Annotated in this window: 24 protein-coding genes and 2 riboswitches; of the genes, 7 read left to right on the top strand and 17 right to left on the bottom strand. The window is 40.5% G+C overall.

Annotation, left to right across the window (positions count from 1 at the left end; genetic code table 11):
• Positions 1-42 precede the first annotated feature (42 nt).
• Entirely contained in the window at positions 43-303 is a 261-nt protein-coding gene (locus P4V41_RS20235) for a hypothetical protein (protein ID WP_328086952.1), read from the bottom strand.
• A 6-nt stretch (positions 304-309) separates the two neighbouring features.
• Positions 310-489 carry a hypothetical protein gene (locus tag P4V41_RS20230; RefSeq protein ID WP_328086951.1) on the bottom strand — a complete coding sequence of 60 codons (180 nt, stop codon included), beginning with the start codon at positions 487-489 and terminating at the stop codon, positions 310-312.
• A gap of 322 nt (positions 490-811) precedes the next feature.
• Here P4V41_RS20230 and P4V41_RS20225 point away from each other — a divergent pair, with 322 nt between their 5' ends.
• The 3 genes from P4V41_RS20225 to P4V41_RS20215 all read left to right on the top strand — a co-directional run bounded on the left by P4V41_RS20225 (position 812) and on the right by P4V41_RS20215 (position 3536).
• Positions 812-1990 (top strand): S8 family peptidase, encoded by a 1179-nt coding sequence (locus P4V41_RS20225; RefSeq protein WP_328086950.1) that lies wholly within the window; start codon positions 812-814, stop codon positions 1988-1990.
• A gap of 337 nt (positions 1991-2327) precedes the next feature.
• Complete coding sequence (locus P4V41_RS20220; RefSeq protein WP_328086949.1) at positions 2328-2537, top strand: hypothetical protein; 210 nt, start codon at positions 2328-2330, stop codon at positions 2535-2537.
• Positions 2538-2601: 64 nt separating this feature from the next.
• A riboswitch (SAM riboswitch) is annotated at positions 2602-2707 on the top strand.
• A 160-nt stretch (positions 2708-2867) separates the two neighbouring features.
• Entirely contained in the window at positions 2868-3536 is a 669-nt protein-coding gene (locus tag P4V41_RS20215) for a sulfite oxidase-like oxidoreductase (RefSeq protein ID WP_328086947.1), read from the top strand.
• A gap of 32 nt (positions 3537-3568) precedes the next feature.
• On the opposite strand, the gene P4V41_RS20210 is transcribed toward P4V41_RS20215, so the two are convergent.
• The gene (locus tag P4V41_RS20210; protein ID WP_328086945.1) at positions 3569-3859 is read right to left on the bottom strand and encodes a hypothetical protein; all 291 of its coding nucleotides are present in this window, start codon (positions 3857-3859) and stop codon (positions 3569-3571) included.
• A gap of 176 nt (positions 3860-4035) precedes the next feature.
• On the opposite strand from P4V41_RS20210, the gene P4V41_RS20205 reads away from it, so the two are divergent.
• Positions 4036-4227, top strand: coding sequence for a hypothetical protein (locus P4V41_RS20205; protein ID WP_328086944.1), 192 nt, complete (start codon positions 4036-4038; stop codon positions 4225-4227).
• A 52-nt stretch (positions 4228-4279) separates the two neighbouring features.
• Here the strand turns inward: P4V41_RS20205 and P4V41_RS20200 are convergent, their stop codons facing one another.
• The 11 genes from P4V41_RS20200 to P4V41_RS20150 all read right to left on the bottom strand — a co-directional run bounded on the left by P4V41_RS20200 (position 4280) and on the right by P4V41_RS20150 (position 13626).
• Positions 4280-6211 carry a hypothetical protein gene (locus tag P4V41_RS20200; protein ID WP_328086943.1) on the bottom strand — a complete coding sequence of 644 codons (1932 nt, stop codon included), beginning with the start codon at positions 6209-6211 and terminating at the stop codon, positions 4280-4282.
• Positions 6212-6276: 65 nt separating this feature from the next.
• On the bottom strand, positions 6277-7161 hold the full coding sequence (locus P4V41_RS20195) for a MoxR family ATPase (protein WP_328086957.1): 885 nt from the start codon (positions 7159-7161) through the stop codon (positions 6277-6279).
• A gap of 246 nt (positions 7162-7407) precedes the next feature.
• Positions 7408-8079, bottom strand: coding sequence for a permease (locus P4V41_RS20190; RefSeq protein ID WP_328086942.1), 672 nt, complete (start codon positions 8077-8079; stop codon positions 7408-7410).
• 30 nt (positions 8080-8109) lie between these two features.
• Entirely contained in the window at positions 8110-8874 is a 765-nt protein-coding gene (locus tag P4V41_RS20185) for an HAAS domain-containing protein (protein WP_328086941.1), read from the bottom strand.
• Complete coding sequence (locus tag P4V41_RS20180) at positions 8871-9203, bottom strand: PadR family transcriptional regulator (protein ID WP_328086940.1); 333 nt, start codon at positions 9201-9203, stop codon at positions 8871-8873. The genes P4V41_RS20185 and P4V41_RS20180 overlap by 4 nt, the downstream gene beginning before the upstream one ends.
• 136 nt (positions 9204-9339) lie before the next feature.
• Complete coding sequence (locus tag P4V41_RS20175) at positions 9340-9516, bottom strand: hypothetical protein (protein ID WP_328086939.1); 177 nt, start codon at positions 9514-9516, stop codon at positions 9340-9342.
• 15 nt (positions 9517-9531) lie between these two features.
• Positions 9532-10266, bottom strand: a complete 735-nt coding sequence (locus P4V41_RS20170; protein ID WP_328086938.1) for a YdcF family protein — start codon at positions 10264-10266, stop codon at positions 9532-9534.
• Positions 10267-10361: 95 nt separating this feature from the next.
• Positions 10362-10850, bottom strand: coding sequence for a hypothetical protein (locus P4V41_RS20165; protein WP_328086937.1), 489 nt, complete (start codon positions 10848-10850; stop codon positions 10362-10364).
• 34 nt (positions 10851-10884) lie between these two features.
• Positions 10885-10967, bottom strand: a riboswitch (cyclic di-GMP riboswitch).
• Between the two features lie 168 nt (positions 10968-11135).
• Positions 11136-12512, bottom strand: a complete 1377-nt coding sequence (gene panF / locus P4V41_RS20160) for a sodium/pantothenate symporter (RefSeq protein ID WP_328086936.1) — start codon at positions 12510-12512, stop codon at positions 11136-11138.
• Positions 12509-12802 carry a YhdT family protein gene (locus P4V41_RS20155; RefSeq protein WP_328086935.1) on the bottom strand — a complete coding sequence of 98 codons (294 nt, stop codon included), beginning with the start codon at positions 12800-12802 and terminating at the stop codon, positions 12509-12511. Before P4V41_RS20155 ends, panF begins: the two co-directional genes overlap by 4 nt.
• Positions 12803-12987: 185 nt before the next feature.
• Positions 12988-13626, bottom strand: coding sequence for a spore coat protein (locus P4V41_RS20150; RefSeq protein WP_328086956.1), 639 nt, complete (start codon positions 13624-13626; stop codon positions 12988-12990).
• A 338-nt stretch (positions 13627-13964) separates the two neighbouring features.
• Between P4V41_RS20150 and P4V41_RS20145 the strand changes: the two genes are divergently transcribed.
• Positions 13965-14525, top strand: coding sequence for a transposase (locus P4V41_RS20145; protein WP_328086934.1), 561 nt, complete (start codon positions 13965-13967; stop codon positions 14523-14525).
• 129 nt (positions 14526-14654) lie between these two features.
• Here the strand turns inward: P4V41_RS20145 and P4V41_RS20140 are convergent, their stop codons facing one another.
• A complete protein-coding gene (locus tag P4V41_RS20140; RefSeq protein ID WP_328086933.1) occupies positions 14655-16628 on the bottom strand; it encodes a methyl-accepting chemotaxis protein in 1974 nt (657 codons plus the stop codon).
• Between the two features lie 256 nt (positions 16629-16884).
• On the opposite strand from P4V41_RS20140, the gene P4V41_RS20135 reads away from it, so the two are divergent.
• Positions 16885-17055 carry an aspartyl-phosphate phosphatase Spo0E family protein gene (locus P4V41_RS20135; protein WP_082861519.1) on the top strand — a complete coding sequence of 57 codons (171 nt, stop codon included), beginning with the start codon at positions 16885-16887 and terminating at the stop codon, positions 17053-17055.
• A 143-nt stretch (positions 17056-17198) separates the two neighbouring features.
• Here P4V41_RS20135 and P4V41_RS20130 read toward each other — a convergent pair whose 3' ends face one another.
• Both P4V41_RS20130 and P4V41_RS20125 read right to left on the bottom strand, forming a co-directional pair.
• The gene (locus tag P4V41_RS20130) at positions 17199-18146 is read right to left on the bottom strand and encodes a nucleoside hydrolase (protein WP_328086932.1); all 948 of its coding nucleotides are present in this window, start codon (positions 18144-18146) and stop codon (positions 17199-17201) included.
• A gap of 77 nt (positions 18147-18223) precedes the next feature.
• A complete protein-coding gene (locus P4V41_RS20125; protein WP_328086930.1) occupies positions 18224-18634 on the bottom strand; it encodes a thiol-disulfide oxidoreductase DCC family protein in 411 nt (136 codons plus the stop codon).
• Between the two features lie 120 nt (positions 18635-18754).
• Here P4V41_RS20125 and P4V41_RS20120 point away from each other — a divergent pair, with 120 nt between their 5' ends.
• Positions 18755-19417, top strand: coding sequence for a DUF975 family protein (locus tag P4V41_RS20120; protein WP_328086929.1), 663 nt, complete (start codon positions 18755-18757; stop codon positions 19415-19417).
• Positions 19418-19500: the final 83 nt, after the last annotated feature.

Here is a 19500-nt window from a genome sequence, read left to right as displayed (position 1 = left end):
AACTTTTTGGGTTCAGATCACATTGATCTGGACGTTTGCTTTTTATTCGTTTAATATTCCCATTGCGATGATGAACCAGTTGGCTCCGTTTTTGCTGCCGATTTGGAAGAATAACGCAATGATTTCTTCTTTTGAAAAATGTTTCTTGAGTCGGTTGTATAATTCATCTGGCAGTTGTCCGTGATACGCCATGATGTGATCGGCAAGTTCTAGAGCTAGCTTTTCGCGTTCTGATAACTCTGCGCCGTTTGCTTTTTTCATAGCCGCTTGTCGAGAGGACTCATCCAGAGTCCCGTAGTCCATGCTTTGTCAGTAGTCGCACCCATTGTTTGAGGCCGATCGTAAGCGGAGCATTTCCATGAGTTCAGGCTCTAATATGTTGTTCAACGCTTTTTCCATCTGCTGAAAAGCATCAAGAATTCCTGGTGCGTTCGCTAGGGTTTTCTTAAAGGGTGTTCCTTCAACATCTACTTCTGGTAAACGTGCCAACTTTTTATCCTCCTTTTTGTTCTTTTTCATTCTAGCTTACAACACTTCTCCAAAAGTTTACATTATTCTGTTCAATTATATATATTTGCATGACCTTTACATTGCGGTTATGTAATGTTTACTATCTTAACTCTATCTTAAAATAATAAAATAGTTACACATGTTATGCTTTAACCATGAATAAAAAGTCTCACTCTCAACAACATTGTAGTAATTTGTCATTATTTTCAGATAACATTAGAGGGGAATGTAGAATGTTGTTGAATTATTATACCAATCAAAGCCAAGTTCGCTTGGTAAATACATCTGAGGAGTGATTTTTATGTTAAAGCGTTTCGTGGCAGTTGCCGCATCTGTACCACTAGTCGTCTCTTTGGCTCTTCCAGCTTCAGCTGCTGAGTCAGGAGTGAAGGAAGCTTCTTTTACACCTTCAGCTAAACAGGAAGCTGCATCACAGGAAATTATCGTGCATTTTAAGGATTCTGTTTCAGCTGCAAGCTCTGTTGAAAATAATGTTTCACAGTTTGGTGGTAAAGTTGTGGATGTGACGAAAGATTTTACAGTTGTAAAAGTCCAAGGTAATGTCGCAGATGCAGTCAAGCAATATGAAAGTTTAGCATCAGTGGAATACGCTGAGCCAAACGCTACATTTCATGCGAGTTATGTTCCGAACGATCCTGCATACAAACAACAATACGCTCCTCAAAAAGTTGGTGCCGAGCAAGCTTGGGACACAACGCAAAGTTCCTCATCTGTAAAAATTGCTGTAATCGATACTGGCGTTGACTACAACCACCCAGATTTAGCTGGAAAAGTAATTAAGGGTGCTGATTTTGTTGATGATGATAACGATCCGATTGATGAAAACGAACATGGTACACACGTTGCGGGAATCGCTGCTGCGAATACGAACAACAGTGTGGGAATCGCAGGCCTTGCTCCAAAAGCTTCTATTCTAGCAGTGCGTGTGCTAGATGCAGAAGGCAGTGGATCATTGGATGATGTAGCACAAGGCATCCGATATGCAGCTGACCAAGGGGCACAGGTTATCAACTTAAGTCTAGGAGGATCAATTGGAACAAAAACTCTTCAAGATGCGGTAAACTATGCGTGGAATAAAGGTTCTGTTGTCATCGCAGCAGCTGGAAACTCCGGTGTTGCACTACCTAGCTATCCAGCATACTATTCAAATGCCATTGCGGTTGCGGCCACAGATCAAAACGACCAGAAAGCTTCTTTCTCTAACTTTGGTACATGGGTTGATATCGCCGCTCCTGGTGTTGGAATCTATTCAACAACACCAAATAACCAGTATGCGAGTTTCTCAGGAACGTCTATGGCATCACCAGTTGTTGCGGGTGTAGCAGGACTACTTGCTGCTCAAGGGAAAAATGCTTCACAAATTCGTGCAGAACTTGAAAGCACAGCTGATCCTGTAACTGGAACTGGCACGCTGTTCCAAAACGGGCGTGTGAACGCAGCAAAAGCTGTTAAGCAATAAGTTTTGATAATTGGTTTCATACCCTCTAGAAGTCTTTTTCATCAGACTTTTAGAGGTTTTTTATTTTTTTATGATGATAGATTTACTGTTAACCTGTTAGCCCACTGCTTGAGAAACTTCTTTCAAGGCATGCGACGAGGAAAGTTTACTTCTATAGCATTTGCATTTGGTTGTAGACAAACAAATGACTCATTGCCCCCAGTAAAAGAGAGTACGTGATATTAATAATCAACAATTTTTAGAGCAACAAAGGTTTACGAAAAACAGACCTGTTTAAAATTCGCTTAAACATGAAAAACTGTTAATAGGTAACGTGTTAAGAGCGGAGGTTATTTTGATGTTTGGTTTTGGTAAGCAAAAGAAAAAGACGTCTCAAGGCTCTGGCAAAAGTGAGGCGACGGAAACGGAAAAAATGCAGAGTGAAAAGGAAGCAGAAGAAAAAATCGTGTACTTTTTCTTGATCAGTACAGTGATTTTTGGCGTTGTTGTCCTGTATCTTGGTATATCTCGTGAGATGTCTTTAAGTCCTGATTTTTTTCTGAGTTGATTTTTCATGTGCCGATTGTATAATAGTTGTAACTTTTAATATCGTTTTAAGCCGATTTATCGGTCTCTTATTTCGAGCAGGCGGAGGGAATTAGCCCTATGAAGCCCGGCAACCACCTATTTTTAGGCACGGTGCTACATCTAACAGTTTTGCAGACTGAAAGATAAGAGGATGTGAACAGAACCATTCGTCCTCTATTTATAGTAGAGGGCGTTTTTTGTTGGATGTCATGTCCCGCCGAGCGAGAGCAACATTGGCGGAAATCAACCGCATCCATAAACATCTAAGGAATCAACAAAAACTTTTTTACAAGTGAAAGGATGTTCAACTATGGATTTAAACAAAGCGGATCGCATTAAAAAGATGCGTGTCCCCGAAGTCGATAAAAAGCTAGAGAACCGCTTGCCTCCTGGGCAGGTCGCAACCACAAAGTTCCCCATCCTTCATGAAGGAGACGTTCCCCTTTATGATATGAAAAAATGGTCGTTATCTGTAGAAGGACTCGTAGGAAAACGTGTCGAATTTAGTTTTGAAGACATCATGAAGATGCCTCAAACGACAGTAGTCCGTGATATTCATTGTGTAACGAGATGGTCACGGTTCGACAATGCGTTTCAAGGTGTTAAATTTACGGACTTTTTAAAGCACTTTGATGTAGATCCAAAAGCAAAATATGTCATGGTTCACGCTGATTACGATTATACGACGAATGTTCCTCTTCAAGATCTATTACGTGATGATGTCATTCTTGCGCACTCGTTTGACGGCAAGCCTTTAACGGAAAAGCATGGATTTCCGCTTCGTCTCATTGTTCCGCATCTTTATTTTTGGAAAAGCGCAAAGTGGATTCGAAAGTTCGAGTTCTTAGAAGAGGATCAGCCAGGCTTTTGGGAGCAGAATGGCTTTCATATGTATGGCGACCCTTTTAAAGAAGAACGATTTTCGAGCGATGAGTTTGAGATGCCTGAAGATGAGTGGAAAAAGAAAGAGTATGATTAATCCCATTCTAAAAACATTATGGGGGAAGACAATTACTTTCTTCCCCTCAGCATTTTAATCTCATTTTTTAGCGCTGTAATCTGATCTTGGATGTCTTTCATCTGAGCTTCTTGTTCTTGTTGTTCTTTTAATTCCTGTGCTTGATCGAGGTACACTTGTCTGAGAGCGATCGCTGCACTGAACGTAGCTAAAAAATCCCCAGCGGTCACAAGCGTTGAGGCGAGTAAGGCGAGTTCTGCAGCAAACGTGGTACCATCTTTATTATTTGATAAATATTCTTCTTCTGCTTCTGCTAAAATGACGTCTACTACACGTTGATTCACATCATTCACTCCTACACCTAGATTTGAAATATTATATGCGTTTGCCCTGTTTGCGGTGCCCGATGTTCCTCTTCTCATCATCTGATTTTCGAACTTATAAATTCGGCATTTTTCATTAATTATTCTTAATGTATAGGCATTTTGACCGATATTATCCTTACTAGGGAGGTTTGGCGATGGAACAATGGCTGTCTTTTCGTATTCCGTTCGATATCATTTCCATTTACATCTTACTTGCCGCGATCATTGTGGTCGGCATATGCTCAAGTCTGCTTCGAACAACCTTACCAGAATGGTCTGTCAAGATTTTTAGCTATACGGGGTTTGTTGGAGTAATCTTTGCTTGGCTGAAGCTTTTGGAGTATTGATACATACATAAAAAAACGCCTCGGGGTAAACTGCCCCAGGCGTTTTGGCGTTTTATAAAGATTTAAAAAGCAGCTTACGAAGTACGGGCATCAGATAGTCGACAAGCTCTGAAGCACTTGGCACAACTACGTTTTGCGGCCCATAAATGTTCTGCATCAACTTCTCTTCTTCCTCTGTGATCTCTCCGTTCGCGATAAACATACCGATCGTCTCGATCCCAAGTTTGCGTGTTCGGGTGACGGCTTCATGCGTATCAAGTACACCATGCGATTCATAATCGAAAGCCGCTGGTTCACCATCTGAGAAAACAAGTAAGACTTTCTGTTGTTCTGGGCGTTTGGCGAGCTCTTCTCCCATACGTCTGATCGCATACCCGTCACGGTTATCTTCTTGCGGCTCGAGCTGTATGATCGGTGCTCCTGATTGATGCAGAGAGTTACGATAGGAGATCACTTCATGAAAATAGTTCGGCTGATCGTTACTTGAAGCATCTGCTGCATCTTCCCAGAATCCAACTACAGAATGCGGAATCCGAAGCGCTTTTAACGTTTCATGAAAAAGTACGATCCCTTTTTGCGTTTCTTCCATCTTGTTGAACATGGACGCTGAACAGTCGACGAGGAGCGTGAACGTCGTATCGAGTTCTTGTGGAGATTCCTGCTTTTTCCGGAAAAGTCTTGGATTCTTATCGGTTACAAGTCTCGTAAGCTTCTTACCAAGTCTTCCAAAGTGCAGATCTTCTCTCGGTGCTGTTCGTTTGTGCTCCATCGTTTTTAAAAAGTTTTGTTTCAGCTGCGAAACGAATGGCGCGATCTCTTGGTTATATTCGTCGTATTGAGCGACCTCTTCAATCGTTGCCGGTTTTGCTGGCACAAAATGCTCTGTGACGTTTTTGTTCACCTCTCCATATGGGAAGTGGTTTGCAGAGTCAGAACCATTTTGGTTGTTGTCTGTTTCTGCTTCATGCTCGTTTTGGGTGTTGAAGTCGTTGTTGTCTGTACTTTTAGCGCTCGTTTGAACCGAGCCGAAGACCGCGTCACCACTCTCCGCCTCCCTCGCACCTTCTCCTAACAGATCCGTGTTTGTCCCTTGATTAAGGTCCATTTGTAAAAACGAATCCTGCGGGTCAGATGTTTCATCATGCCAAGAGGAATGAGACTCTTTTTCTTTATCGTCTTTGTCCTTATCTGAATCTTCATCCTTGGTGATCGTTTTCTTCGTTTTTGTTTCGTTGTTGCGTGTGAGGTCGTCAAAATTTTGATCGGTCTCGCCGTTTGTTTGGCTTTCTTTCGACGGATCGCTAAAACTGCGGTATGCGGTTTTCATGTCGGTTACGTTTGTATGTTCAAGTGTGATAGCAGCCATCTCGGTGATGCTTGAAGCGATATCTTCAGTCGATTTTGCAGTTGTAAGTTTTGTTAAAAGTGATCGCAATTCTTGATAGAGTGCTTGCGTTTCTTGTGGCACTGCAACAAACCGCTTATTGGCCAAAAGGATAATATGGCAAAAAAGCGCATCAAGGGTACGCTTTTGCTGAATATGCTTTCGGTACTCACGGTTGTAGTGAACTTGGAACGTTTCTTTTCGAAGCTTAAAAGCATGCGTCATCCCGGGTCGGTTCTTCACGCAGATTTCTTCTAATCGATAGTCTTCTGCAAAAAGAAGGACTTGCTTGAGAAATTCACGGTGCGGATGACCTTTTAACTGCTTTAAGGTATCCCAGATCACGTGGTCGTCCGTGTGAAATTGAGTACCATAGCTGCGCAAATAAACGTCCGATTTCCAGCCTTCAAGCTGAATTTCGCGCGGGTATGGGTTCCAGAACTGGCTGACGTGTGTGACGCCGCTGTTTCGTTCAAGGTACGAGTGATACGAGAACGAAACGTCCATTTTATCCACTTTTGAGAGTGAGCGGGAAAGATCAATCAGTTGCATGTGAATAAAAGAATCGATCTTCGTATCCGCAAAAACTAGGAATTTCATCTAGGGAAAACCTCCAAAATTGTCGTGGGAAATAAATTGTATGGGGTCTGACCCCATTTCCCAGCTTACGCGAACAGGGTTGCGGCCACGTTGGCAACGAGGGCGCGCTCGCGGGCATCTTCGAGCTTGTCAGCGATGGCGCGCTGAATAGCACGCTTTGCCGGCAGATAAACAGAAAGATCGGCAGCATCTAGTAACGCACGGATGGATGCTGCATCCTCAGACAGATGGCCCGCTTTTGCTTGACTGATCAGGTCAGACGACAACTGAACAAACTTCAATAGTACATCTTCGTCTTTTTGCTGAGATTGGTTCTTCAGCATTTCTTTTAACGTATCACCTTGAATGTAAGGCACTTCAATCACAACAAAACGGTTTTTCAGCGCTTCGTTTAAAGGTACCGTTCCGATATATCCTTCGTTGATCGCTGCGATAACATTGAAACCAGGCTGCGCTTTTACCACTTCGCCTGTGAACGGGTTGGCAATCGTACGGCGATAATCTAGCATTCCGTTTAGAATCGGTAAGGTTTCTGGTTTTGCAATGTTGATCTCATCTATATATAGAAAATGTCCGTTTGCTGCAGCTCTTGTGACTGGTCCTGGAATGAACTCAATCTCTTGCTGCCCCTCGCTATAGCTTAATGTTTTATGACCAAGAAGCGCTTCTGCATCAAGATCGACAGAGGCGTTGACTTGGTGAAGAGGTTGCCCGAACACGTTTGAAAGAAGCTCTGCAAGCTTTGTTTTACCTGACCCCGTCGGACCTTTTAACAATACATTTTTTCCAAGGGCAAGTGCGATCACCGCATCCTCAATCAATGCTGCGTTGGGTGCCGTATATCCTTGCTTCCCAATTAATTCTTTATATTCATTTGGTAGATTTTCTAATCGTTTCGCTGCATCTTGCTGCAGCTTTTCTTTTATTTCAATCGGAAGTTGGAGATTCATATCAAATTTCCTTTCTCTATCAGTGATCTCACTTTTGTTCAAAATCACTTCATCTATCAACAGTATTTCCACTTATTTGCTGTGTAAAGCCTTACACAATGTAACATTGTAAGCTTTTTCAGTGCAAGTAGGTTGTTTGGTTAACTCGTTACTTGAAGATTACCTTATAAACACACAGAAAAACGCAGAGGTTTTAGCATCCGCTGCGTTTTTTAATCTAATGACTCGCTCTTCAACTAGAGCACTTTATATGAATCTTGTTAAATATTCGCTAAAAATTTTGTTCATCACTTTAGGTGTATTTTCTAAATAAACATTAATTTGTTCCATGTTTGATTCAAATTTATCAGTGTTTGTTTCATCCGTTGGAAAATCAGATATTCCTTTAATAATAATACAGTCAACATGATTCTTCTTACAGATATAAGCAATTGCACCCGCTTCTGTATCGGCTATTGTTACTTTGTTTTCTTTAAGTTCTAAATAATCCTTCCACATAACTACTGCTTTATCAGCGGTGGCAATTGTTCCAGAATAAAAATCATTCCCATATTTTGATAAATCAATATTGACTATAAAGGATTGTTTAATAAGAGGCTCAATTTCTTTTACTGTGCAATCATATTGAACGGCTCTATGGGGCACAAAAATATCCAAATTACTAAACTTTTCATCTATTCCTGCACACGTTCCAGTAACGATTACTTTAGTTAAATTAAATTTTGAAATCATATACTGATTACCGCCAACACCATTTACTTTTCTTACCCCTGTACTATAAAAAACAAGTTCAGTATTATTAATTGTTCTTATGAAATACTCGCCATAAGGATAAGCGAAACATTCATCATCTTTTATGCTGAAATACTCCAATGTCGCTTCATATTCCCATTTTGTTGCTATACTTATTCCGATCATCGATTTATCACCCTTTTATCACTAATGCTCTCAGGTCTCTTTTTTCGCTTTTTTAAATGTATACACGTTGTAGATAATGAGCGTTACAAACAACACGCTTATTGTTAAAATAGCTTTCGTTTCTTTTTCAAATGAGGTTAGACTAATTAAAAATTCTGGTAGGAAAAGAATGGTTGGAATTACGATTGTAAACCACGTTTTGCTCCATAAGGATATCCCTATAAAAATGGCGATGGCGACGAGTGCCGCGATAATGTTTCCTGTTGTCCCTAGCTTGATGACGACCGGAGTTTTATACGCATCGTTTGCATACATAAGACCTAAAAAGAACAAAATCGGCAGTGTTCCTAAGATAAAAGTGGTGGTTATCGACTTTGTTTTAGAAATCTTCGTGCTTGCTAAAAATTTGAACATCTTTAAATAAAAAAGTACGAGTATGATACAAACCGCTGGATAACCAACCACTTGAAGTAACGTGAATTGCACACCCTCTCTTATCGTATCGCCCAGCAAAACATAGGCGAAAACACCGAGAACAATAATCGGCAGATAAGAGAGCCATTTAAAATCAAATGACATTTCGTTGGAAAGCTGCTCCATATAAGCTTTTGGCGAATGGCCGATGATGTGAGAGACTGATTTCCCACGCTTTTCTGCTTCTATCAGATGATCTTCCAACTCTTCTACGATCTCTTTCACCTCTTTGTCTTTTTTTCCACTTGAGAACAAATAAAGGCTAAGATTATCTAAAAAATCCTGACTTGCCGCTGTTAACGTATGTTTAGGCGCATTCATTTTACGCTTCCTCTCTTTTGTAAAATTTGGTCGACTGAATGGCTTAATTGGTTCCACCTTTCAATAAAAGCTTGGAGCTCGTTCTTGCCTTTTGGGGTAAGTGAGTAATATTTCCGCCTTGGCCCAGCCGTTGATTTTTTTAACGTTGTCGTAACCATTTCCTCTTTTTGCATGCGTATTAATAGTGGATAGATCGTTCCTTCACTCGTCTGTTGAAATCCGTACGATTCAAGCTTTTCAGCTAATTCATAGCCATAGACTTCTCCTTCGTTAATGATGGCTAAAAGGCAGCCGTCGAGAATTCCTTTTAACATTTGAGTGTTCGACATGTGCTACACCTCATTTCACTATCTTGTATTACAAGAGTTATAGATAAAAAATAATGCCTTGCATAACAAGATATATCATTAGTATATGTAACACTAACTTGTAATGCAAGGTATTTGTGTTAATTTATTCCAAAAATTACTTTTCCTTGTTCATGAGCTCCACCACATGAGGCTTCGGCTCCCAACAATTGAACTGATAGTCTGGTTTCGTCTCATACCCTAGACGCACACAGTGATAGCGCATCCCTTGATCCGTTTTTTCAGGCTTGAAATTTATACACGTCGCACAGCAATGGTACTTGTTTTTGTTCATGGAAGCCTCCATCCTCTATCTGTCGGTAAAGTAACTTTTGATAATCGCCATATACTCCCTAACGTGAGCTTGTGGAATAGAAGAAATTCGCAACGGTGAACCAAGTCCCTCCGCTTCAATACCAACTCTTTTTGCAATCATCTTTGTTCGAAAAAGATGAAAATCACTCGTTACAATAAGCAGCTGATCGTCTGGTTGAATCATCTTTTTTGTATATAAAAGATTTTCGTATGTACTCGTTGCTTTTTCCTCAATTTGAATGCGGTCCGCTTCAATTCCATTTTCAACGAGATAATTTTTCATGATAAGGCCTTCACTCGTCGTTTTACCGAAGCCAAGACCTCCGCTGACGATAAATTTAACGTTTGGATGTTCTTTCGCATACGCAAGCGCTTGATCCAACCGACCTTTTAGCACAGCACCTGGTCGATTGTTCTTTGTTCCCCCACCAAGTACTAGGATTGAATCTATCTTGGAAGAAACCTTCTCTGGATTGGTGTTGGCTGATGTAAGAATGAGAGTTTCTAGTGATGCTGCAAAGAGGATGGTTGTGATTAATACAGTTAGCGTTGTTTTTTTGTAGGTTTTAAATAGTTTCATAGCTGTTTTGTAGCGGAAGAAGAGAACGAGAAAAAGAGCAGCTAACAAGAAAAAAACAGCAAGTCCCATATCCATGTTGGTCGTTTGAATGAGCATGGCCGTTGCATATACAGCAAAAAGTATCCCAAGCACTAAAAATAGTCTTTTCATAAAGTCGTCTCCTTTCATAAATTTTCTATATTCTAGGATATCAGAAAATGGAAAAGAGCGGAGAATGAAGATTCCGCTCTTTTAAAAAGTGATTATTATTTATTTATATCAGACTCTTGAATTTCTTTCTGAATTGCTGAAGAAATATCTGCTTTCTTTTGCTCGGAAGAACGTGTCGCATCTGTGCTCATGTTCTCGGTTTTTTTATTTACAGCTTCATTCTTTCTTTTCGTTATTTCTGCCAGCTCTTGTTTATAGTGCGTTTCAAGTTCTTTTTTCTTGTCTTGAATGATTTTTTCTTTGTTATTATCTAGATCTTTCTTTGCCTCAGCAACGATTCCTTTTACTGCTACATTCACATTTTTCAGTAAGTCATTCTTCTCTTTGTTCAACTCACTCTCGATTTCCGATTGGTACGTGTATTCCATAATCTTATTATATAAGTCGTTTGCTAGATTTGGATTCGCCGCATACGCAGATGTAGTACCTACACCAAGTGCGAATGTAGTCGCTAAAACAATCTTTGGCCATTTCGTAGCTGCCTTTTTCTTCGTCCTGAATTTCTCTTTTCGTGAAATTTCCATAATAAATACCCCTTCCTTTATTTAGAGAACGAATAAAGAAAGCGGTCGGTTGCGCTACTAGCTTCAGTTATTCCAAGCGCCCACATACAGAACAACCTTCACAGCCCCACACTTATCTAATTATATTCTGATATAAAATTACCACCGGTCTTATTCACTGTAAATGGGTAATTAGTAAGATATTACTATAAATTGTTTTTTTAGTATTTTATCGTAGAAAAGAAGATGGTGGTGAAGGGGGAGAAATGAAAGAAGACAATGTCCACCGAGTGTGGACATTGTCTTCTAAAATGTATTTGTATGGGGTCTGACCCCCTTTGTGAAACTCCCCACAATGTAGGCAATCAAGGAAAGTCCTATCGGAAGCACAACTGTGTGCATGCCCCATAGGTTAGGATAGTTAAGATGTAGGAACATATAGGATCCTACCCCAACGATCAGAGAGGCAATCGCTCCGTTTGCGTTTCCTCTTTTCCAATACAGCCCCAATACGATTGGCCATATGAAAGCAGCTTCTAGTCCTCCGAACGCGAATAGATTTAGCCAGATCAATAAATCAGGTGGGTTGATCGCCATGGCGAATACGCTTAGTCCGACTACTGCTGTTATCCCAAAGCTTAATTTTTTTACAAATTGCTCTTCGGCATCAGGTTTGATGTAGTTGATGTACACATCCTTAATAATCGCAGAACTTACGAGTAATAGCACCGAGTCGACTGTTGACATGACCGCAGCTAAAGGCGCTGCCAAAACGATACCGGCTAACCACCCTGGCAATACTTCGAGTGCTAAAAGCGGCATCACTTTATCCGGCACTTCGATTCCAGGAAGGACGACTCTTCCGAATACCCCAGCGAGATGCATACCTAACATGATGAACCCTACAACGAATGTTCCGATGATCATTGCTCGATGCATCGCTTTTGCATTTCTGTAGCTCATCGCTCTTACGGATATTTGTGGCAACCCTACGACCCCAACACCAACCAAAATCCAAAATGATGATACGTAAAGAGGTGTCAACGATTGATCAGAACCATAAGGCGAGATAAGGTTCGGGTTCTCCGCTCTTAACTCACTCATGATGTTCTCGATGCCTCCACCTGCCATTATCGTACCAACCAGGATAATGACTGTTCCGATCAACATAACGACTCCTTGTATCGCATCTGTGATGACAACAGCTCTAAAGCCGCCAGCAATGACATACACGAGGACAGAAGCTGAAAAGATGAATAATGCTGTCGTATACGAAACACCAGTAAACGACTCAATCAGCCGTCCACCACCGACCCATTTGCTCTCATAACGAGCTTTTAGAAAATCTATCAATGTGACTGCGTTGATCTTTCGTGCAACAATAGCAAACTTTTTACCAAGGACAGAAAGGGTGAAATATCCTGTCACAAGCTGCGCCATCGCGAGTAGAACCCAACCTAGGCCCAATTGATAAGCCGCACCAGGTCCGCCGATAAAACTCGAAGCACTTCCGTATGTCGCGACCATCGTCATCGCAAGAACAAATCCCCCAAGTTCTCTGCCTGCTAAAAAGTAATCTTGTAAAAACGATTGTCCACTTTTAATGTGTCGAGATGTATAGATACCTACTAAAAAAACGGAGATTAAAAAGAAAGCTAAAGGAAGAATCACATCCCAATTCATCGAGCATCTCCCTCCTCTTTCTCGCCCGTATCATCTAGATCGAATGGAACCTCTTTAAAGAAAAACTTTACCATGATCCAAACTAAAATGGTGAAAACAACAAATCCCACGATACAGCTATAAAAAAACCATGCTGGAAATCCGAGTATGTATGTGTATTCTTTTATGGGCCGTCCACCTAAGCCATAAGCAAACGCATACCACCAGATAAAGTTCAAAATGGCAAGCACGGTACCCATGATGGCTTCTCTGTTCGATACTCGGTATCGCCAATCTGTTCCCTTCTTCATTAACTTAACCCCCTGGAATTTCAGTACAAAATATAAGTCCACTCATTACTATGGCAAATTCATTTCTCGTTGTCGAGTCCTTTCGACTTTTATGAGATTTTCTATTTCTGCTCATAATATCCCTGTTTTATTATGGTTAAAAAATGAAAACGAGCTCCATTATCGGATACTCGTTTGAATGTTTTTTATTGAAGAGGTGGTTGCGTTTCGGTGGACGGAGCGTATGCACCGAGCATTTTCGTCATATCTTGTTGGTTCAGTTGAGGAATCTGATAATAATGGTTCTTATTCTGCCAGATTGACAATTCATATGCCATCTCAATCCAGTTCGGGATCCCATCTGCTAATACTCGTCTAAGAACAGGGTTTGTAACTTCGAGTGTCGCCATTCCTCTTAATGAAGCATTAGATTTTAACGTTCCTAGTATTAGGGTAGAAACGGATTGATCGTTTAATTCTGTAACGCTTTGAATAGGTTTGACTGGTTGTGCTGGTTTCAAACCATATACAAAATCATTATCTTGGTTCATTTTGTATGTTTCCGTACGCATAGCTGGATCTTTGCCCGTTTGAAAAGCCTGAACACACGCATTGTATTCCTTTGTAATGTGCTGATAATGATGGCTTAGCATCGATTGTAGTTCTGGATCTTGAACATGTCCTTTACATAGTGTATATAAGTTCAATGTCCCAACTATTCCACTAAGCATCTCATGAACATCGAACATCTCATGTCCGCCATGATTCAATTGAGCAGGCACTTGTCCAGTCTGCATGTTTACATGGTTGAATTCTGGATTGTTGTTCGCGCTTTGTGGATTCATGTTGGATTGATTTGGGTTCTGATTCATATGACATACCTCCGTTAAATAAAAAATACGGGGTTATTTTATGTAATAAGAAAAACTCTATTCTATTTTTTTATAATTTCCGAGGAAATATGATAGAAAATATGAAGAAGAGACGAAGTTCGACATTCTTATGAGTAGATATTCGCTAAAAACAGACAACATTCTGAAAAGAACAGTTTCGAACCGATTGCATTCCAAGACTGCTATAGCGGTTTTGCTTGAAAACAACGAGGGAAATAAATATTTTGGGGTCAGTCCCCATTTCCCAGATTCACTTGCAAGACTTATAATAAAGATACGATTGAAAGGAGGTGAAAAACATTCCTAGATCCCCTCGCATTTGGTATCCTGATGCTGTTTATCATGTGACTACCCGTGGAAATCGCAGGGAACCTCTTTTTTACTCCCACTTAGATTTCCACCGCTACTTAAAGATCTTGAGTCACTGTGTTAAAAAGCATGCTGTTGAGCTCTTCTCGTATTGCCTCATGACAAACCACACTCACTTGCAAATTTTGTGCAGCAAATCCCCACCTGGAGATTTCATGAAAGAATTAAATGAAACGTATGCTATGTATTTCAACAAAAAATATGAACTTACTGGTCATGTGTTTCAAGGTCGTTATGGAGCAGAATTGATAGAAGACCGGTCACATTTGTTAGACACAAGTCGCTACATCCATTTGAATCCTGTTTCTGCAGATCTGGTCATGTACCCCTTAGAATATCAATGGAGCAGTTACCGCTATTATGTAACCCCATCGGTGTGCCCTTTTGTACACACCACAACCCTTCTTGAACAGTTTAACCATTCGAAATCTCAATACCGAGATTTTGTTGAAAGCAAGATTACCCCTGTAGTAGAGCTTTAACCCTTATATTAGAGTTGTAAAATTACACTCAACCTTTTTCAAAAAGTCAGTCATATCAAAGAAAAAGCCGTTTTTGTCTTTTTGAAAAAGACAAAAACGGCACTAATGTAATTGTGTGGGGTCAGACCCCTAGAATGTGAACCGCTGGACGTGGTTACGCATTTGTTCAGCATATTGCTCAAGCTGATCAGCTAGATGGTTCAACTGCTCCATCGACGCTGACTGCTGTTCTGCCGATGCTGAAACCTCTTCTGTTCCAGCAGCTGTTTCTTGTGTGATCGCCAAGATATGTGACGCATTTTCAAGCAGTACATCTTTTTGCTTCGTCATTTCATCCACGGACTGAATCACGTCTTTTAATGCTTCTGCATTTCCTTTAACTGCACTAGAGATCGCGGTAAAGCTTTGTTCTGTCTCTTCAACCGCTTCGCTTTGTGAAAGGATGAGAGCTGCAGCTTCTTGAACTTGTCCGACGGTGTTTTCCGTTACTTGCTGCATTTCCGTGATCAATGCGCTAATATCTTTTAAAGATAACTCGGTCTGCTCTGCAAGCTTTCTTACTTCATCCGCTACGACGGCAAAGCCTCTTCCAGATTCTCCTGCTCTAGCCGCCTCGATTGCTGCGTTTAGTGCCAATAAATTCGTTTGGTTTGCTATATCGCTTATCGTCAGAACGATCTGTTGAACGCTGCCAGATGTTTCATCAAGTTTTTTAATAGAAGAGATCATCTCTTTCGTCATTTCTGTTGTCATCAGAGATTTTTCTTTTAGCACGCTCACCTTTTTAACACCGGTCAACGATTCGTTATTCATTTGCTGTGTCGCTTTTTCGATTGTCTCTCCATGCGATTGAACTTGACTGATACGCTCAGCCAGCACGTTAGCAGCCTTTGCATTCTCATCCATTAACTCTGCTTGATGAGAAGACCCCGCTGCGATCTGCTGCATCGTCGTTGAAACTTCTTGTGCGGATGCTGAATTTTCTTCCGCACTCGCAACGACCGTCTGAGACGCATCTGTCACATGATCTGTAATCTGTGCCATCTCAGCGATTAACGTCCTCATCTGATTAGACATCTCATCAAAGCTTGAGGCTAGTTCACCGATCTCATCTTTTCTTTGTATAGAGACGCTTGCCTGCAGATTTCCGTTCTTGATCTCATGCATCGCTTTCTTTAGTTGGTTCACCGGCACCGTAATTCTTCTTGAAACGAATAGAGAAATGACTGCCGCTACTAAAAGAGTGATTAGTAGAGCAATTCCAATAGGTAAAAGAATAACATAGGCCTTTTGTTCAAACTCGCTGAGTGCTACAGTTCCTGCTAGTTTCCAGCCAGTTGTGTCGTTCTTAGTGTAGCTGACCACTCGTTCTTCACCGTTGATATCGGTCGTGATCGTTCCTTCTTTTTTAGTAATATTTTTATAAAACGATTCTTTTGTTGCGCTTTTCCCCAGCATCTTTTCATCAGGATGAACCATGTAGTTCCCCGAATTATCAATGAGAAGAGCATAGCCAGTGTCTCCAATTTTCACATTTTGCATAAGCGTTAAAATATCATTAACGGCGATATCAATTGCTGTCACACCCACAATTTTCCCGCTGTACTCCACCGCTTTTACAGCTTTTACAACCGGGCGGTCTGTCGCTTCGTCAATAAAAGGATCTGTCCAGAAAACTTTAGTAGGATTCTTAGTTGCTTGTTGATACCACGGCGTTAATGTCATATCGTCAACCGGGGAAGCAGGTATCGGATACATGACCACTTCTTTGCTTTCCGAAATAAAATAGCTGTTCATAATTGCTTCATTTGCTAGATGATAGTCTTCGAACTTAGAAATAATATAGTCCGGGCTATCTCCTTTTGCATGAAGCTTGATCGTTGCCGAATCTGCATAAGCAGAAACGAAGTTGGCATTGTCTTTTAAAAATCCGTTGAGCGTCTCATCTAGATCATGCATGCGTTCTGATGTATTCTCCGATGAATTATCAACAGTTGTTTGTTTACTAAACAAATAACTAACTCCGCTTACTACGAAACCAGTCATCACAATAAGTAATATAAAAGGCACAAGAATTTGTCTTTGTAGACTCTTTTTAATCATTTCATCCTCCTGCAGTTACTTTTTACTAAGCAGCAAAAAGTATATCGACAGAAAGCAACAAAGTTTTACAGGAAAAAAAGCACATTTTGTCTACTGGAGTAGTACAAATTGTGCAAAAATGTAATTGTAGGGGGTCTGTCCCCCTATATGTGTAAAAAATTAATAGACTTGACACAAAATATGGTATATAATATTTACAAGATTTACCGATATTAAAGGTGCAGAAGTGGTTATTTTAATAGAGGGGGAATGGACCATGAGCCGAAGCAATGCTCTTGTCTTAACTACAGAGATAGACGCCATTCGCACGACAATGTATGAGGTAAGTAAAAAAGTTAATAGTCTTGCAGATCCGCTTCTTGTTCAGTTGAGCCAAATACTAGACGAAAAGTTAAACAAACTCGACCAAATTAAAAACTGTGCTTAATCAAATATACTAACAAATAAACGTTAAACCGGTGTCCTTCTGTCTTACAGGACTGCCGGTTTTTTATTATAGCAAAACGATTTTCTCAAACATCCTTCTACTAGTAACAAATGCTACACCCGTTCAACAACTCTATCAAATCACTATGAAAATGTCTCACCCGTCATAATGCTCATAAAATCTCTAAAAAAATAACTATAGTCAAAATCAAACGCGATTCGGTGTCTTTTTTCTTCTTCCGCAAACTGCGCATATGGTCGAACATCTGCAATACTTTGTCCTCTTGCCGTATTGCCATTTTGAATCACAATATGTACCGGCAGCGACTTATACGTAAACATATCCTCTCTTATACATGCCATCAAGGTAATCGCATCATGAACAGGACTCCCGAGTATATCCGGATTTCTGCTTTTGTAAAAGTTGTAATAAAAGTCGAGCATCGGTTTTAGGATTGGAACCTTGCCTTTGTAATCAATATAATTCACCATTTCAGGAGTAACTACAGCCCTATCTGTCACATTCAACGGGATGATCGTTACGTTTTTGGCATACGTTAACACAATTCTGACTGCGATTGGATCACCATAAAAGTTCGCCTCTGACACTGCCGTCACATTTCCTGGCACCCAGAACGCTCCGCCCATAATATAGTACGCTTTCACTTTTTTCATAAGTGACTGAAACAAAATAAACATCGTAGCAAGAGACGTCAACCGACCTGCATTCACGATGATCAGATCATCTTGATACTGTTCAATTATGTTCACGATTTCAAAAAAATTCTCAATGAATCCCTCAGACACACCGGGTTCAATCGGACCTAATCCATAAACGCCGTGCACGTCTGGATAAAAGGTAGGTTGCTCCCCTGTCATAGGAACTTCTGCCCCGCCGATAACCTTAACATCACTTGGAAAGTTAAATATTTTAGCAATATATTTTACATTCGCTACCGTTTGTTCTCTTGAGACGTTTCCGTAATCCGCAACAACACCAACTATATCTATCTCGTCGGTAAGGAATGCATAAGCTAATGCAATCGTATCGTCAATTCCAGCGTCACCAAAGAACAGAACTTTTTGTCCCATCGGCCAGTTCCCCTTTTTTCGGCATTTACTCTATCTTATTAGCAGAACTGCAGACTTATGAAGTTTGGCGGTCGAAACTATTGCAGAAACCTATTTCGAAGGTCCGGTGTCGAGATCATACAACTCTCTTTTTTCCCAAACCATTTATACCGATTATTCGCGACCTTTATATATATTGCATCACGAGTCTGGCGCGGAACGACCTTTAGATATCGCCCGAGGCTGTATGGGAATTTTAAATACGCAGAGGTTGCCACTACCGCATCTGATTTTGTATAGATCTTGCCTTCTTGAACTAAAATAACGGAATTGGTTTGCTCGGGGTCTACGTTGTTCTGTGCAAGCAACCTTTGACCCGCTTGTGATTGTATAGCTGAGAACTTTAACTCAGCACTTTTTTCGTGTTTCAGGATAAATTGCACACTTCCATTACAAAGATTACAAACACCATCAAATAGAAGCACAGCAGAAGTCAAATCATTTTTCACGTTCAGACCTCCTCTAACATTCGCTTTTCTTTAGTCTACTATTATTTTTCAAGAAAACGCATCTTTCCGCCTTTTAAACCGTAGTATAAGGATAGGACAACTTCAGAAAGGTGATACATCATGAAAAATAAAGACATAAAACAGCAAGCTCGTCATCAACTTAAAGGACAATGGGGCACTGCCGCATTTTTTACGTTGTTGTTCTCGAGCATCTACTACCTTATCCCACTAATCATTGAAGTGAATTTGAGTGGTGGTTGGAGCGCTTGGTTGAACAAGCCTAGCGACGAAATGGACGGTCCCTCAGCGAGCACGTTCATCATTACACTCGTTTTACTGCCTTTATATATTGGATATTTGTGGACTTTTTTATCAGTGATTCGTACGGGTGAAAAAATTAACGTTTCAAGCCTATTTCAAGCATTTTCTGAGATCAGTACGTATGTAAAAATACTTGGTGCTTATCTCGTGATGATGGTGTACTTGATTCTGTGGTCTCTTCTTTTAATAATCCCTGGAATCATTAAAGCATTTTCGTATTCGCAAACGTACTTTGTTCTAAAAGATCATCCTGACATCGGCATTAACGCTGCAATCAAGAAAAGCCGCAAGCTGATGGACGGCTATAAGTGGAAATTTTTTGTTCTGCAGCTAAGCTTTCTAGGGTGGGGCATTCTCTGTGTTTTATCTCTCGGCATCGGCTTCTTTTGGCTCGCTCCATACATGACCGCTTCATATGCTGCATTTTACAACGATCGCGTGAATAATTATCAAATAGATTAAGTTTTTTATAACCTTTTGCTACTTGGATTTGAACTTATAAATGACCCCAAAAGTTTTCCCCTAAACTGTCCATCTTAAATGGA

The sequence above is a fragment of the Fictibacillus nanhaiensis genome, from assembly GCF_036213205.1.
Classification (GTDB): domain Bacteria; phylum Bacillota; class Bacilli; order Bacillales; family Fictibacillaceae; genus Fictibacillus; species Fictibacillus nanhaiensis_E.
This window is presented reverse-complemented; position numbering and strand designations above follow the sequence as displayed.